This is a genomic window from Rhizorhabdus wittichii, from assembly GCF_017607425.1.
In the GTDB taxonomy this organism is placed as follows: domain Bacteria; phylum Pseudomonadota; class Alphaproteobacteria; order Sphingomonadales; family Sphingomonadaceae; genus Rhizorhabdus; species Rhizorhabdus wittichii.
Window position 1 is genome coordinate 4,419,595 of sequence record NZ_CP059319.1, and the last position, 14,231, is coordinate 4,433,825.

Below are 14,231 nucleotides of genomic sequence, written 5' to 3' on the forward strand. Positions count from 1 at the left end.
ATGGCCCTTTCCCTGTTCAGCGGACCAGGGCGCGGATATCGTCTCCGATCGCCCTGGCCGTCGCCGCGACGGAATAGCCGGTATGGCCGCCATCATAATAGCGCAGCGTGACGCGGGCCGGGTCCCAGCCCGACTGGGTGGCGAGCAGCTCGGCCGCGCCCATCGTCGTCTGGGTATCGTAGATGCCGTTGCCGACGAGCAGGCGGAAGCGCGGGTTGAGCGCCATCATCTTGCTGATGCCCTTGTAATAGGGCCAGTCGCCAAACGGGCTGGCGCTGTCGCCCCAGCTCCAGTCCTCGAGGCTGGTGATGCCGACCGCCGGGACATAGGGGGCCTTCCAGTCGACCTTCAGATCGTCGCGCAGGTAGAGGGGGAAGAATTTCTGCACCCCCTGCATCAGCACGTCCGACGGATCGGGGGCGCCGCCCTTGTCGGTGATCGGCGCGGTGTAGCGCGCGTCGGCGCGGCCGAGCAGCAGGCCCCGCTCCTTGAGCAGCTCGACCCGGTAGCGCTCCTTGGTGATCCTGAGGCCGTTGGCGAGATACCAGTCGGCGGGGATGCCGCTAAACTCGGCCAGCCGATCGGCGATCCGTCGCTGGTCGGCGTCGGACGCGGCGCTGCCCTGGTAGAGGACGGTCAGATAGTCGCCCTTGGCGAAGGCGCGCGCCTCGGCGAGGAAGGCGTCGAGCGAGCGGCCCTTGCGGTCGGCGCGGCCATGATACCAGCCGATCGCCGCGATCGTCGGCAGCGAGGCGACATAGCTGGTGATGTTGGCCGGCCGCTGCGAATATTCGATGATGTTGGCGGCCTGCCCGTAGAGGAAGATGCCGGCGAGCGGCAGCGGATCGGGGCCGTCGGCGAGTTGCCCGGCGATCTCGGCGGCGCGGTTGGTGCCGTAGCTTTCGCCGGTCAGGTAGACGGGCGACCGCTCGCGGCTGTGTTGCCTCAGCCAGGCGCGGATGAACGCCGCGAACTGGCGCGCATCGGCCTTCACCGAGAAATAGGCCCTGGGATCGGTGCCCGGCGCGACCCGGCTGAAGCCGGTCGAGGCGGGGTCGACGAATATCATGTCGACCGCGTCGAGCGGGGAATAGCCATTGTCGACCAGCGCGAAGCTCGACGGGTCGGCCGTGACGTCGTCGGGATAGGCGACCCGCTTCGGCCCGATCCCGCCGATGTGGAGATATTGCGCGGCGACGATCGGCCCGCCGTTGAACAGGAACATCACCGGCCGCGTCGCGGGATCGGTCTTGTCGCGGGTATAGGCGAAGCTGACGATGCGGGCGCCTTCGTCGGCGCCGGTCGACACGGCGATGCCCTCGACCGTCGCGGTATAGGCGATCGCCTGTCCGCCGAACCGGCCCTTGTGCCTGGTGACGACGGCGGGGTGGTCGACCTGATCGACGACCGCAACCGGCCCGGCCTGCTGCGCGGCGACGGGGGCGGCGAGGATGATCGCGAGCCCGAAGGCGAACGGGGTGAAAGCGGCTTTCATTCTCATTGGCGGCGGGCCCTCCCTGCGGCCAGTCTATGGGCGGCGTCGTGAAATGGTTATGCGAAGATTCGCGCCGCGCGCCGCGCCGCTGCATAGAATTTTCTCCGAGGAGATGGGGCGACGGCGCTCAGCGGTGCCGCCGCTCCCCGGATAATGTTCGCCGTCAATCGCGGCCTGCCCGGCAAATTTATGTTGCGCTCGACCCGTCTCCCTCGGCACATGTCCGCAACGGGACGAGGGGCCATGACCGAAACGCTGACGCCGATCGACATCAAGATATTGGAACAGGTGCAGAAGGACGCCGCGCTGTCGACGACCGAGCTGGCCGAGCGGGTCGGCCTGTCGCAATCGCCCTGCTGGCGCCGGCTCCAGCGGCTGCGCGAGGAAGGCTATATCGTCGGCCAGGTCGCGGTGCTCGACCGCAGGAAGTTCGGCGAGAGCCTCTACATCTTCGCGACGCTCAAGATGGTGACGCTGAGCGACGAGCAGCGCGCCGAGTTCAACCGTAAGATCGAGAACACGCCCGAGATCATGGAATGCCACACGATCTTCGGCGAGCGCGACGTGCTGCTCAAGATCATCGCTGAATCGCTCGACTGGTATCAGAAGTTCATCTTCCGGGTGATCCTGAAGCTGCCCGGCGTGCAGGACGTCCAGTCGACCGTGACGCTGTCGGAGATCAAGCAGACGACCGCGATCCCGGTCCGCAAGACCCGCCTCTGACCCGCGCGGACCCGGCGAATTCCATTTTACATCGAGGGGGTTGCCGGGCCATGGGGACGCAATCCTCCCCTTCGGGACCTCACCCTGCCATGCCATCGCCGATCCAGATCGAACGGACCCGTGTCGCCTATCTCTTCGGCAATGACGTGCAGAGCGGCCTCGTCCGCAGGTCCGGCGGCGATGTCCTCAACCGGGGCAGCACCGACGTCTGGCGGCTGCGGTCCGATCCCGACGATTTCGTGCGCCTCCATATACCGGGCAATTTCAACCGCGTCCGGGTGCGGCCGAGGCTCGACAATATCGCGACGATCCTCAACCTCGTCACCGATCCCGAGCTCAACCCGAAGGTGCTGGAGGCGGCGGACCGCTTCCTGCGCGGCTTTCCCGGCCGGGTGATCAACACGCCCGCCGCGGTGCTGGCGAGCGGGCGCGACCGGGTCAGCCGGCTGCTCGCCGGGATCGAGGGGCTGATCGTCCCGCCGGTCGCCCGCTTCAAGGGGCGGCCGCACCTCGCCCAGGCGGCGATCGAGCGGGCCGGGGTCACCTTCCCCGCGATCCTGCGCCTGCCCGGCACCCATAATGGCGAGGTCGTCGCGCTGCTGTCCGGGCCCGAGGAGCTGGAGGCACGGCTCGATCCGGCGGAGACCTATCTGCTGACCAGCTTCGTCGACGCGCGCGGGGGCGAGCCGCTCTACAACAAGCTCCGGCTCTACTGGTTCGGAGAGGCGCCGCTGATGCGCCACCGGCTGGTGTCCGATCGATGGAACGTCCACGGGCCCGACCGCGAACGCTTCATGCCGGGCCAGCCGCACTGGATCGACGTCGAGCGCGACCTGCTCGCCCGGGGGATGGAGGGCCTGCCCGAACCGGCGCGGTCGGCGATGCGCGCGATCCGGGCGCGGATGCCGCTCGACTTTTTCGGGATCGACTTCGCGCTGCTGCCCGACGGCCGGGCGCTGCTGTTCGAGGCGAACGCGACGATGAATTTCTTCCCGCTGTCGACCAACCCGCTGTTCGATTACACCGGAGCCCCGATCGAGGCGGCGGCCCGCCCGCTGTTCGATCGCCTGATCGCAGCGGGCGGGCGCTGAACCCTTATTTCAGCGACAGGATATAGTCGGCGACCTGCGCCGCCGAATCCGGATTCTTGAGGCCGCCGAACGGCATGCGGTTGCCGGGGACCGTCTTCTGCGGCTCCTGGATGAAGGCGACCAGGTTGGCGCGGGTCCACTTGATCGTCGACTTCTTCATCGCGGGCGAGAAGGCGAAGTTGGGCACTTCGCCGGCCTTGGTGTTGGCGATGCCGAACAGGTTGGGGCCGATTCCGTTGGGCGCGCCCTTGTCCACCTTGTGGCAGGTGCCGCACACGCCGAAGACCGGCGGCTTGGGCAGCGGCGCGGCCAGCGCGGGCGCCCCCAGGGAAGCGGCGACAATCGAGGCAAGTGCAAGGCGCTTGAGCATTGAAGACCCTTTCCAGCCCGGGCGACCGCCAATGGCCGCTCGCGGCGCTGGACCCTCTATTGCGGGCGCTCGCCTGTCGCAAGGCTGAACGGTGGTCCTGCGTCGTCTCCGCGCTTCCGCGACTCCGATTGATTTGATCGCGTTTTTATAGCTAGATGGAATCGGAACGGGCCTGAATGGGGCAGGTTTCGTCGGCGACGGCGGCTATTCGTACCCGATGAGCATTTGCCGGTTTGACCATGACGTCGAAGGGGGTCGCTTTGTGATCAGATCAGAACTGGTACAATTGCTGTCGCAGGACAATCCTGACCTTTCTCCCAAAGAAGTGGAGAAGATCGTGTCGACCTTGTTCGATGCGATCACAAAACGACTGGCTGAAGGCGGGCGCGTGGAGCTTCGCGGTTTTGGCGCTTTTTCTACGCGGGCGCGCGATGCCCGGATCGGACGAAATCCGAGGACTGGCGATACCGTGCCGGTTTCCGCCAAGCGCGTGCCTTATTTCAAGCCCGGAAAGGAAATGCGGGTCCGCCTGAACGTCTGACCCGCGAACGCACCGATTCGCGCTTGGCGCACCCTCCGGGGCTGGTTATGCACCCCGCTGCGACGCTGCGGGCGTGGCGAAACTGGTAGACGCAACGGACTTGAACCTATGTCGAGTGCCCGTCGGGAAACCGACGGTGCAGAACTGCTCAAATTCGGGGAAGCCTGTTTCCTGGTGATCCCGAGCCAAGCCGCCGGTCCTCAGCGACCGCGGAAGGTGTAGAGACTAGACGGGCAGCGCCTACGTCCGCCCCCTCCTTCTGAAGGCGGCGGATAGGGCGAAGGGATAGTCCAGACCACGAACGGCACCGGCCCGCGCGGCCCGGACCGGCGGCGAAAGCCGAAGTGGTACGAAAATCCGTAAGGTCGCGAGACCTGTGGGGGTTCGATTCCCCCCGCCCGCACCACCGTTGCTTCAGGCGCTGCTTCAGGCGTGCAGCTTCGACTTTGGTCGAACCATCGGCAATTGTTAGCATGTGCAAAGTCGTGGTTTGCATGGGCTTTTTCTGTTTCACCCGCCGGGCTTTTGGGGCAATTGTCGCAAAAGCCCGGGCGCCGGGTCGCCCGTCCGGAACCGCCTTGGCGGGAATTGATGGGGCTGTGATGCGTAAAGGGGGCATGGTGAAGGGGGTTGCATCGGTCATCGCGGGGACGCTGCTCGGGTCCGTGCCGGCGTTCGCCGCCGCGCCACCGGCGCCGGTCGCGGCGCCCGCACCCGTGGCGCCGGCGCCGCTCAAGCCCTACCGGATCAATCCGGGCGACGAGATCGAGATCTATGTGTGGGGCGACGAACGCCTCCAGCGCGTGCTCAAGGTTCTGCCCGACGGCAGCGTCTCCTTCCCGCTGGTCGGTCGGATCGACGCGCTCAACAAGCTGCCCACCGACCTGGAGGGGGTGATCGCCGCCGGGCTGGCCGACCAGTATCGCAACACCGTCCCGCGGGTGACCGTGTCGGTGAAGAATCCGAGCGGCCTCAGCTTCTCGGTCGCCGGCAAGGTGCGCGCGCCTGGCGCCTTCACCCCGGGCCATTACGTCAACGTGCTGGAGGCGATCAGCGTCGCCGGCGGGCCGACCGAGTTCGCCGACCTCAGCCGGGTGAAGATCTATCGCAAGCAGGGCTCGCAGATCCAGGTGATCGACGTCCGGCTCGACACGGCGATGAAGGGATCGCCGTCCGCCGCCGACCTGCGCGGCGCGATCGTCGAGCTGCAGAGCGGCGACACCGTGGTGGTGCCATGAACAACGGGGGGCATCGGGGGATGCGCTGGTCTTTGTCGATCCTGGCCGGCGTCGCCGCCGCCGTCGCAAGCGCGCCGGCGCAGTCGGCGACGACCCGCTTCACGCTCGAGACCGACTATCGGCTGGGCTACGACACCAATCCCTTCCTGTCGGCGGGGAGCGACCTTTCGGCCACCTATATCGAAACCAGCATCGCCCCGAAGCTGGTCCGCCAGTCGGAGAAGGGACAGGTCGCGCTGTCGGGCCATTTCGACCGGACCGGCTATCTCGAACATTATGGCAAGGCCGACAGCTACGGTGCCGAGCTGGAGATGCAGCAGCGGCTGTCGCCCAAGCTCAACGCCTTCGCGGCGCTGCGCTACGACAGTTCGATCATCGGCCAGGGCGACGACGGCGTCACCGGCAATCCGATCGACAATCCCGACGTCAACCTGATCGGCCTGCGCCGCCGCGCCGACATCTTCAGCGCCAGCGGCGGATTCGAATATCAGGTCGGCCCCAAGGATTCGATCTCGGTCGACGGCGGCTACACCGCGACCCGCTACCGCAACGGCCCGCCCGGCAACGATTCGGACAATTATGGCGGGCGCGTCGGCTGGAAACATGCGATCAGCTCGCGGTCGAAGATCGGCATCAGCGGATCGATCTACAAGATCGACTATGACACGCCGGGCCTGAGCACGCTGATCATGCAGCCGTCGGTGACCTTCTCGTCGCAGCTCAGCCCGACCTGGACGGTCGACGCCTCGCTGGGCGTGTCGTTCAGCGACCTGTCGCTGCCCTTCACCGTGCCGGGCGCGTCGCGCAGCGCGTCGACCACCGGCCTGTCGGGCTCGCTCCAGCTTTGCCATGCCGGCGTGAAGGACCAGTTCTGCTTCTTCGGCGACCGGTCGGTCAGCGCCTCGGGCGCGGGCGGCACGGTCGAGCAGACCCAGCTCGGCGTCAACTATCGCCGCCAGATGACCGAGCGGGTCGGCGTGAGCTGGACCGGCAGCTATGTGCGCAGCAAGTCGCAGTCGACGCTGCTCGGCGGCACGCGGCAGTTCGTCACCGGCGTCGCCGGCGTCGACTGGCGGGTGTTCCGCAGCCTCACCGTCGGGGCCCAGGGCCGCTATCGCGACGTCTATGGCGCTGGTCTCCCGATCAAGGCCGACATCGGCGGAGAAGTCTTCGCCCGGCTGCAGCTGACGGGCCGCTGATGAACGATCCGGTCGATCCGATCGGCGACGTCGAGCTCGCGGACGGCCTGCTGGCCTATCTGCCGCAGATACTCGTCCAGCGCCGCTGGCTCGTGCTGATCCCGTTCATCGTCTGCGCGGGGACGGGCATCGGCCTCGCCTACGGCCTGCCCGCGCATTACCAGTCCTCCGCCACCGTCGTCGTCGAATCGAAGGAACTGCCCGAGGCGATCGCCGCCGCGACGGTCAACGACCTGATCGACCAGCGGATCGCCCGCATCAAGCAGCAGATATTGAGCCGCCCGGGCCTGATCGAGTTGATCCAGCAGAACGACCTCTACCGGTCGCAGCGCCGCTCCAGCTCGCTCTCCGCGATCATCGACATGATGCGCGACGCGACCGCGATCACGCCGGTGACGGCGGGCATCGACAAGCTCGCCGAACGGCGCGGCACGTCGAACACGATCGCCTTCTCGGTCGCCTTCACCTATTCGGACCCGGCCAAGGCGCAGGCGGTGACGCAGCAGTTCACCGAAAGGCTGCTCAAGCTCGACAGCACCCAGCTCGCGGCGCAGGCCGACGCCACCGTCGGCTTCCTGCGCGACCAGGCCGGCCAGATCCAGAGCCAGATCGGCGAGATCGAGGGCAAGATCGGCGAGATCAAGGCGCGCAACGGGCTGGCGCTGTCGCGGATCGGCGGCTTCATCCCGTCGACCGCCAATTACGACGTGCAGATATCGCAGCTCCAGCGCGAGAATGGCGAGCTGCAGGCGCGGCTCAACAGCGGCAGCACCAACGCCGACGAGCGCGTGTCGCAGGCCGAGGCGGGGCTCGCCTCCGCCCAGGCGCTCTATTCGGACAACCATCCCGACGTGATCGCCGCGCGGCAGCGACTGACCGAGGCGCGCGCGGCGGCCAAGGCCAATACCGGCCCACGCAACAACCCGGCGGTCATGGCGCAGATCGCCGCGAACAACCGCACCATCGCCTCGCTCAACAGCGCCAAGTCGGCCGACATGTCGCGGGCCAGCGCCGCCGTCTCGGCGCAGAGCGCCGCGCCGGTGATCGAGGAGAGCATCCGCCAGCTCGAGGCCAAGGCCGACGGCCTGCGGTCGAACTACGATCGCCTGTCGGGCAATCTTCTGGCGGCCGAGGCGGCGCAGAAGATGGCGGCCGAGCAGCGCGGCGAGCGGCTGGTGCTGGTCGATCCGCCGACCCTGCCCGACGAGCCCAATTCGCCCAATCGCGGGCTGCTGATCATCGGCGGCTTCGCGGTCGGCATCACCGTCGGCCTCGCCCTGGCGCTGCTCGTCGAGCTGCTGCGCCGCCCGATTCGCGGCGCGGGCGCGCTGCAGTCGCTGCTCGGGGTCGGCCCGCTGGTGGTGATCCCGACCCTCAAGTCGAAGCAGCGCGGCAAGGCCCGCCGGCGCAAGGGCGGCTTCCTGTGGCGCCGCCGGGCGGCCCGGACATGAGCTATGTCCCGCCCGAGCCTGTCGAGCCGGCGGCGCCCGTGCCCGGCGACGCCGATCGCGTGACCGGCTTCGAGAAGCTGCGCGAGACCGGCATCTACGGCTTCGACAGCCGCGACGTGCGCTCGCGCCCCTTCACCCTGCTGCGCGCGCAGCTCCTCCGCATCGCGCGGGCGCGCGGCTGGCGGATCATCGGCATCACCTCGCCGACGCCGAAGGTGGGCAAGAGCTTCGTCGCGTCCAACCTCGCCGCGGCGCTCGCCCGGACGCCGGACCTCCACACCTATCTGTTCGACTTCGACCTGCGCCGCTCGACCATCGCCGGCAATTTCGGGCTGAAGGGCGAGGTCGGCGTCTCGCACTATCTCGACGGGACGATCAACGACCTGCGGCAGGTGGCGCGCACGATCCCGGGCGAGCAGCTCACCATCTTCCCCAGCTATCGCAATGCCGCCGCGTCGGACGAGCTGATGGCGTCGACCCGGATGGATTCGCTGATCGCGGCGATGCGCCAGCTCCCCGAGAACAGCCTGTGCCTGTGCGATCTGCCGCCGGTCTTCGCCAATGACGACGCGGTCATCGTCAGCCAGAAGATCGACGCCTATCTGATGGTGGTCGAGGATGGCGTCACCACCCGCAAGCAGGTCCGCGACAGCTTCCGGCTGCTCACGCCGGCACCGTGCATCGGCACCGTCCTCAACCGCTACAGCGCCGGCTTTGCCGCCGACGACTATGGCTATGGCTATGGCCAGGCCAAGCGCTATGGGGGCTATTACAACGATTGATCCGCTGCCCCGGGCGCGGATCGTGACGGGGGAGAATGGGGATGAAGCGGATTGCCGCGGCCTGGACGCTGGCCGCGCTCGCCGGGACGGCCGGCATCGCGATCGCGGCGGCGCCGCAGGCGACGACCTTCCTCGATCCCGGCTATCTCGACCTCGCCGACGTCATCCTGCCCGCGCCGATCCCGCAGGAGCCGCGCGGCGTCGCCGACCGCGAGGTGTTCAAGCTCACCCGCGCGCTGAAGGGGACGCCGCGCTGGGACATGGCCGTCGCCGACGTGCCCGGCGACACCGCGTCGATGATGCGCGACTTCGGTTGCGCCACCCGGATCGCCATGACCCCCGTCAACGCGCCGAAGACGGCGGCGCTGCTCGAGCAGGCGTCGCGCGATGCGCGGGGCGAGACCAACAGGCTCAAGGCCTTCTACAAGAAGAAGCGCCCCTTCCTGATCGATTCGGGGGAGACCTGCGAGCCGCAGACCGACGAGCTGGCGCAGAGCTACGACTATCCGTCGGGCCATGCGACGCGGGGCTGGACCTGGGGCCTCGTCCTGGCGGAGGTGCTGCACGAGCGGGCCGGGCCGATCCTGGCGCGTGCCCGCGCCTATGGCGAGAGCCGGATCGTCTGCGGCGTCCATAATATGAGCGCGGTCGAGGCGGGCCGGATGGTCGCCTCCTCGACGCTGGCGGTGGTGCGCACCGAGCGCGCCTATGCCGACATGGTGACGGCGGCGCGCGCCGAGCTCGCTACGTTGCCGAAGCGTGACGACGCGGCTTCGGTACAGGCCTGTTCGGCCGAGGAACTGCTCGTCACCCAGCCGATTTTTCGCTGATTTCCGAGCATGTGAGGACAACGAAAAAGGCCGCGCCCGGTGGGGCGCGGCCTTCCGAATCGCATGTGGCGGCCGCCTAAAGCCTCAAGGGCCAGGCGGTCGCCCGCCGGATCAGAGCGCGTTCGAAGCGTTGTCCGCCGGAGCAGCCGCGTTCGAGTCCGCCAGGGCGGCGTTGGTGTCGGCCATCGCGTCAGCGGCGTTGTCGACAACAGCGGTGTTGTTCTCGGCGGGGGCTTCAGCCTTGGGCTTGCAGGCCGCAACGGTCAGCGAAGCAGCGGCGATAAGCGAAAGGGCAACGATCTTCTTCATGATCGAATTCTCCGGAAGTGAATTAAAAAAGAGAGTGGCTCGAACGATTCCAATCACGTTCAGGCTTGTTTCCCCCCGAAACAGGCTCGGACTTCTTACAGTTTTGCGCAGTGCGATGCAATGTCTCTTGTTCCGGTAGTTAATTCGGCCGTTTCGGCTGCCCGGAAGTGTCGGGAACATCAGGCTCTACGGCCGTTTCGGACCCGTTCGGGGAGGGGGCGTCGGCGGCCGGCCCGTCGGGGGACGGAGCCGTATCGGTTCCCGGAATTCCGGCATCCGTGTCGGCCGCGCCGAGGCCGTCGTCGCCGATCGGATTCGCGGCCGCGTCGGCGGCGGCCGCTGCTTCCGCCGCCGCATCGTCGCTGTCCTGGTCGAGGATCTCGGCGCGCCGGCGCTGCAGGAAGGCCGACCGCGCCGCGGCATAGGGATCGAGCGCGGACTCCAGGAAGCTGTCGGCGCCGGTGGCGATCAGGCCGTCGCGGACGCTGATGATCTCCAGCACGTTCATGCCGGTCGGCACGCCCTTGGGCAGGCCACACTCGCGCAGGCAGACCCGATAGGGATCGGCGAGCTGCGACACGCCGGTGCCGACGCCGTCGCGCAGCGTCGACGGCCCGAGCAGCGGCAGCACCAGATAGGGGCCGCCATTGGCGCCCCAGGCGGCGAGCGTCTGGCCGAAATCCTCGGTCGCCGGCCGCACGCCCATGCGGGTCGCCTGGTCGAACAGGCCGCCGATGCCGATCGTGGTGTTGATCAGGAAACGGCCGAGGTTGCGGACGGCGCGGTCGCCCTTGCCCTGCAGCACGTTGTTGATGAGCGAGAAGGGCTCTCCGACATTGGCGAAGAAGTTGCGGACGCCGTCGCGCGCGGGCCGGGGCGTGACCGCCCGGTAGACCTGGGTGACGGGCTTGACGACGACCGTGTCGGCGCCGCGATTGACCGCCCAGACGGCGCGGTTGAAGCCTTCGAGCGGGTCCTTCTCGGCCAGCCGGTCGGTGCCCACCCGCGTCGTGGTGCAGGCCGACAGGGTCAGGCCGAGCGCGACGACGCCGATCATCCTGGCCAGGGCTGGCCGCGAAGCATGCATTGTCGATGTCCCCTTTCGGACGGATGGAGCCGCCAACGGTCTACTCCTGAAACGCCGCGGAAGTCCGCGCCGCAACCGCATGCCCCGCACCGTCGGCATCGGCAAGCGCCTTGACCACATATAAAGATTTCTTTATGTCTGCATATATGCCCTCCGACGCGCTCGCCATCTTCCGTGCCCTGGCCGATCCGACGCGGTTGCGCATCTTCCACCTGTTGCGCGCGATGGAGCTGTCGATCGGCGAGCTCGCCCAGGTGCTGGGGCAGAGCCAGCCGCGCGTGTCGCGGCATGTGAAGATCCTCGCCGACGCCGGCCTGGCCGAGCGGCGCAAGGAAGGAAGCTGGGTGTTCCTCGGCCTCGGCAAGGACGAATGCGTCGCGCCGCTGTTCGCCGCGATGGACGACTGGGGCCGGGGCGGCGACGACGCCTGGGCGGTGGCCGACCGCGCCCGGCTCGCCGCCGTGCGCGCCGACCGCGCCGCCGCCGCCGCCCGCTATTTCGCCGACCATGCCGAGGAATGGGACGCGATCCGGTCGCTCCACGTCCCCGAAAGCGCGGTCGAGCAGCGCATCCTGGCGATGCTGTCGGACGGCCCGGTCGGCCGGATGGTCGACATCGGCACCGGCACCGGCCGGATGATCGAGCTGGTCGGTTCGCAGGCGGCCTCGGCGCTCGGCATCGACCGCAGCCCCGAGATGCTCCGCCTCGCCCGGGTTAAGATCGCCGAGGCCGGGCTCGACCATGCCGAGCTGCGCCAGGGCGACATGTATGCGCTGCCGCTCAGCGACGGGTCGGCCGATCTCGTCATCCTCCACCAGGTGCTCCACTTCGCCCAGCAGCCGGCGGCGGCGATCGCCGAGGCGGCGCGGTTGCTGGAGGCGGGCGGGCGGCTGCTGATCGTCGACTTCGCCAGCCATGATCTGGAGGACCTGCGCACCCGCGACGCGCATGTCCGGCTCGGCTTCGCCGATCACCAGATCGAGGGCTGGTTCCAGGCGGCCGGGCTCGGCCTGGACCGGGTCGAGGAACTCGTCGGCGATGCGCTGACGGTCAAATTATGGTTGGGCGTGCGCGGACGGCGCGCGCAGTTGAAGGCGGTATCATGACAAGCGTTTCCCTGAGCCAGCTCGAAGAGGCGCGCCGCGCGCTCGACACCCCGTTGTTCGCCGATCTGGCCGGCGACGCCGCGGTCTCGTTCGAATTCTTCCCGCCCAAGACGGAGAAGATGGAGGAGACGCTGTGGAGCGCGATCCAGACGCTCGGTCCGCTGCGTCCGCGTTTCGTCTCGGTCACCTACGGCGCGGGCGGCTCGACCCGCGAGCGCACCCACCACACCGTCGCCCGCATCGCCGGGGAGACGGCGATCCCGGCCGCCGCGCACCTGACCTGCGTCGAGGCGAGCAAGGCCGAGATCGAGGAGATCGCCCGCGAATATTGGGCGGCCGGCGTCCGCCACATCGTCGCGCTGCGCGGCGATCCGCCGACCGAGGGCACGCGCTTCGCCCCCCATCCCGACGGCTATCGCAACGCCGCCGAGCTGGTCGCCGGGCTGAAGGCGATCCATCCGTTCGAGATATCGGTCGCGGCCTATCCCGAATGCCATCCCGAGGCGGTGAGCTTCGACAGCGACATCGCCAACCTCAAGGCGAAGTTCGATGCCGGCGCGACTCGCGCGATCACCCAGTTCTTCTTCTCGCCCGAGGCCTATTTCCGCTTCTGCGACAAGGCGCGCGCGGCGGGGATCGAGGGGGAGATCGTCCCCGGCATCCTGCCCGTGTCGAACGTCGCCCAGACCCGCAAGTTCGCCGGGCTGTGCGGCGCCGCGATCCCGGCCTGGATGGACCGGCTGTTCGAGGGACTGGACGACCATCCCGCCGCCCGCCAGCTCGTCGCCGCGACGATCGCCGCCGAGATGTGCCGCCGCCTCTATGCCGGCGGCGTCCGCCAGTTCCATTTCTACACGCTCAACCGCGCCGAGCTGTCCTACGCGATCTGCCACCTGCTGGGGCTGCGCGCGAAGGCCGACCGGCTGGAGAATGCCGCATGACCCTCCATCGTAGCGAAGCCGCCGCCATCTTCCGCGACCAGGCGAAGCAGCGCATCCTGCTGACCGACGGCGCGTTCGGCACGATGATCCAGAGCTACAAGCTGCAGGAGGCCGACTATCGCGGCTCCTATGAGCTGCCGAGCGACCAGAAGGGCAACAACGACCTGCTGGTGCTGACCCGGCCCGACGTGATCGACGCGATCACGCGGCAATATCTGGACGCCGGGTCGGACATCGTGTCGACCAACACCTTCAACGCCAACATCATCAGCCAGGAGGACTATGACGCGGTCCACCTGGTCCGCGAGATCAACCTCGCCGCGGCGCGTATCGCCCGCACGGCGGCGGACGACTATGCGGCCCGGGATGGGCGCCCGCGCTTCGTCGCCGGGGCGATCGGCCCGACCAACAAGACGCTGTCGCTGTCGCCCGACGTCAACGATCCCGGCTATCGCGCGGTCGATTTCGACACGATGCGCGACGTCTACCAGGACCAGGCGGCGGCGCTGCTCGACGGCGGTTGCGACTTCATCCTGATCGAGACGATCTTCGACACGCTCAACGCCAAGGCCGCGATCATGGCGGTGCTCGACGAGCAGGCGAAGCGCGGGGTCGAGATCCCGATGATGATCTCGATGACGATCACCGACATGTCGGGCCGCAACCTGTCGGGCCATTCGGTCGAGGCCTTCTGGCACGCGGTGCGCCATGCCCATCCGCTGACGATCGGCCTCAACTGCGCCTTCGGGGCGGACCTGCTGCGCCCGCATGTCCAGGTGCTGTCGGGCCTCGCCGATGCGCTGGTGATGATCTATCCGAACGCCGGCCTGCCCAACGACCTCGGCCAATATGACGAGCAGCCGGCGACCACCGGCGGCTTCATCCGCGACTGGGCCGATCAGGGGCTGGTCAACATCGTCGGCGGCTGCTGCGGATCGACCCCCGCGCATATCGCGGCGATGGCCGACGCCGTCGCCGGCAAGCCCGCGCGCGCTCTGCACGCCCACGACCACCGAACCCGCCTCGCCGGCCTCGATCCGATGATCATGGCGGCCTGACGATTTCTCC

At 68.2% G+C, this 14,231-nt stretch carries 15 protein-coding genes; 11 read left to right on the plus strand and 4 right to left on the minus strand.

What is annotated here, in order from left to right:
- Nucleotides 1-16: 16 nt before the first annotated feature.
- Nucleotides 17-1,495, minus strand: a complete 1,479-nt coding sequence (locus HRJ34_RS21300; protein WP_226948880.1) for a S10 family peptidase — start codon at nt 1,493-1,495, stop codon at nt 17-19.
- Nucleotides 1,496-1,738: 243 nt separating this feature from the next.
- Between HRJ34_RS21300 and HRJ34_RS21305 the strand changes: the two genes are divergently transcribed.
- Nucleotides 1,739-2,218, plus strand: a complete 480-nt coding sequence (locus HRJ34_RS21305) for an Lrp/AsnC family transcriptional regulator (RefSeq protein WP_012048628.1) — start codon at nt 1,739-1,741, stop codon at nt 2,216-2,218.
- A gap of 89 nt (nt 2,219-2,307) precedes the next feature.
- Nucleotides 2,308-3,309 carry an ATP-grasp domain-containing protein gene (locus tag HRJ34_RS21310; RefSeq protein WP_012048627.1) on the plus strand — a complete coding sequence of 334 codons (1,002 nt, stop codon included), beginning with the start codon at nt 2,308-2,310 and terminating at the stop codon, nt 3,307-3,309.
- Between the two features lie 4 nt (nt 3,310-3,313).
- Here the strand turns inward: HRJ34_RS21310 and HRJ34_RS21315 are convergent, their stop codons facing one another.
- Nucleotides 3,314-3,679 carry a c-type cytochrome gene (locus HRJ34_RS21315; RefSeq protein WP_012048626.1) on the minus strand — a complete coding sequence of 122 codons (366 nt, stop codon included), beginning with the start codon at nt 3,677-3,679 and terminating at the stop codon, nt 3,314-3,316.
- Nucleotides 3,680-3,941: 262 nt separating this feature from the next.
- Here HRJ34_RS21315 and HRJ34_RS21320 point away from each other — a divergent pair, with 262 nt between their 5' ends.
- The 6 genes from HRJ34_RS21320 (at nt 3,942) to HRJ34_RS21340 (ending at nt 9,720) form a co-directional block, all read left to right on the plus strand.
- Nucleotides 3,942-4,220 carry an integration host factor subunit beta gene (locus tag HRJ34_RS21320; protein WP_012048625.1) on the plus strand — a complete coding sequence of 93 codons (279 nt, stop codon included), beginning with the start codon at nt 3,942-3,944 and terminating at the stop codon, nt 4,218-4,220.
- Between the two features lie 602 nt (nt 4,221-4,822).
- Complete coding sequence (locus tag HRJ34_RS21325) at nt 4,823-5,458, plus strand: polysaccharide biosynthesis/export family protein (RefSeq protein ID WP_012048624.1); 636 nt, start codon at nt 4,823-4,825, stop codon at nt 5,456-5,458.
- A 32-nt stretch (nt 5,459-5,490) separates the two neighbouring features.
- Nucleotides 5,491-6,657 carry a hypothetical protein gene (locus HRJ34_RS29290; RefSeq protein WP_226948881.1) on the plus strand — a complete coding sequence of 389 codons (1,167 nt, stop codon included), beginning with the start codon at nt 5,491-5,493 and terminating at the stop codon, nt 6,655-6,657.
- Complete coding sequence (locus HRJ34_RS21330; protein WP_016747066.1) at nt 6,657-8,108, plus strand: GumC family protein; 1,452 nt, start codon at nt 6,657-6,659, stop codon at nt 8,106-8,108. Before HRJ34_RS29290 ends, HRJ34_RS21330 begins: the two co-directional genes overlap by 1 nt.
- Complete coding sequence (locus HRJ34_RS21335) at nt 8,105-8,890, plus strand: CpsD/CapB family tyrosine-protein kinase (RefSeq protein WP_012048622.1); 786 nt, start codon at nt 8,105-8,107, stop codon at nt 8,888-8,890. Before HRJ34_RS21330 ends, HRJ34_RS21335 begins: the two co-directional genes overlap by 4 nt.
- Before the next feature lie 41 nt (nt 8,891-8,931).
- A complete protein-coding gene (locus tag HRJ34_RS21340) occupies nt 8,932-9,720 on the plus strand; it encodes an acid phosphatase (RefSeq protein WP_016747068.1) in 789 nt (262 codons plus the stop codon).
- A 111-nt stretch (nt 9,721-9,831) separates the two neighbouring features.
- Here HRJ34_RS21340 and HRJ34_RS21345 read toward each other — a convergent pair whose 3' ends face one another.
- Together HRJ34_RS21345 and HRJ34_RS21350 are read right to left on the minus strand one after the other, a co-directional pair.
- Entirely contained in the window at nt 9,832-10,029 is a 198-nt protein-coding gene (locus tag HRJ34_RS21345) for a hypothetical protein (RefSeq protein WP_012048620.1), read from the minus strand.
- Nucleotides 10,030-10,168: 139 nt separating this feature from the next.
- The gene (locus tag HRJ34_RS21350; RefSeq protein ID WP_226948882.1) at nt 10,169-11,086 is read right to left on the minus strand and encodes an MlaA family lipoprotein; all 918 of its coding nucleotides are present in this window, start codon (nt 11,084-11,086) and stop codon (nt 10,169-10,171) included.
- Nucleotides 11,087-11,250: 164 nt separating this feature from the next.
- Between HRJ34_RS21350 and HRJ34_RS21355 the strand changes: the two genes are divergently transcribed.
- Genes HRJ34_RS21355 through HRJ34_RS21365 form a run of 3 tightly spaced genes read left to right on the plus strand, consistent with a single transcriptional unit; the run spans nt 11,251 to nt 14,221 of the window.
- Nucleotides 11,251-12,222, plus strand: a complete 972-nt coding sequence (locus HRJ34_RS21355; RefSeq protein ID WP_208632344.1) for an ArsR/SmtB family transcription factor — start codon at nt 11,251-11,253, stop codon at nt 12,220-12,222.
- Nucleotides 12,219-13,163 (plus strand): methylenetetrahydrofolate reductase [NAD(P)H], encoded by a 945-nt coding sequence (gene metF, locus HRJ34_RS21360; RefSeq protein WP_029993709.1) that lies wholly within the window; start codon nt 12,219-12,221, stop codon nt 13,161-13,163. Before HRJ34_RS21355 ends, metF begins: the two co-directional genes overlap by 4 nt.
- Nucleotides 13,160-14,221 (plus strand): homocysteine S-methyltransferase family protein, encoded by a 1,062-nt coding sequence (locus tag HRJ34_RS21365; protein ID WP_208632345.1) that lies wholly within the window; start codon nt 13,160-13,162, stop codon nt 14,219-14,221. Before metF ends, HRJ34_RS21365 begins: the two co-directional genes overlap by 4 nt.
- Nucleotides 14,222-14,231: the final 10 nt, after the last annotated feature.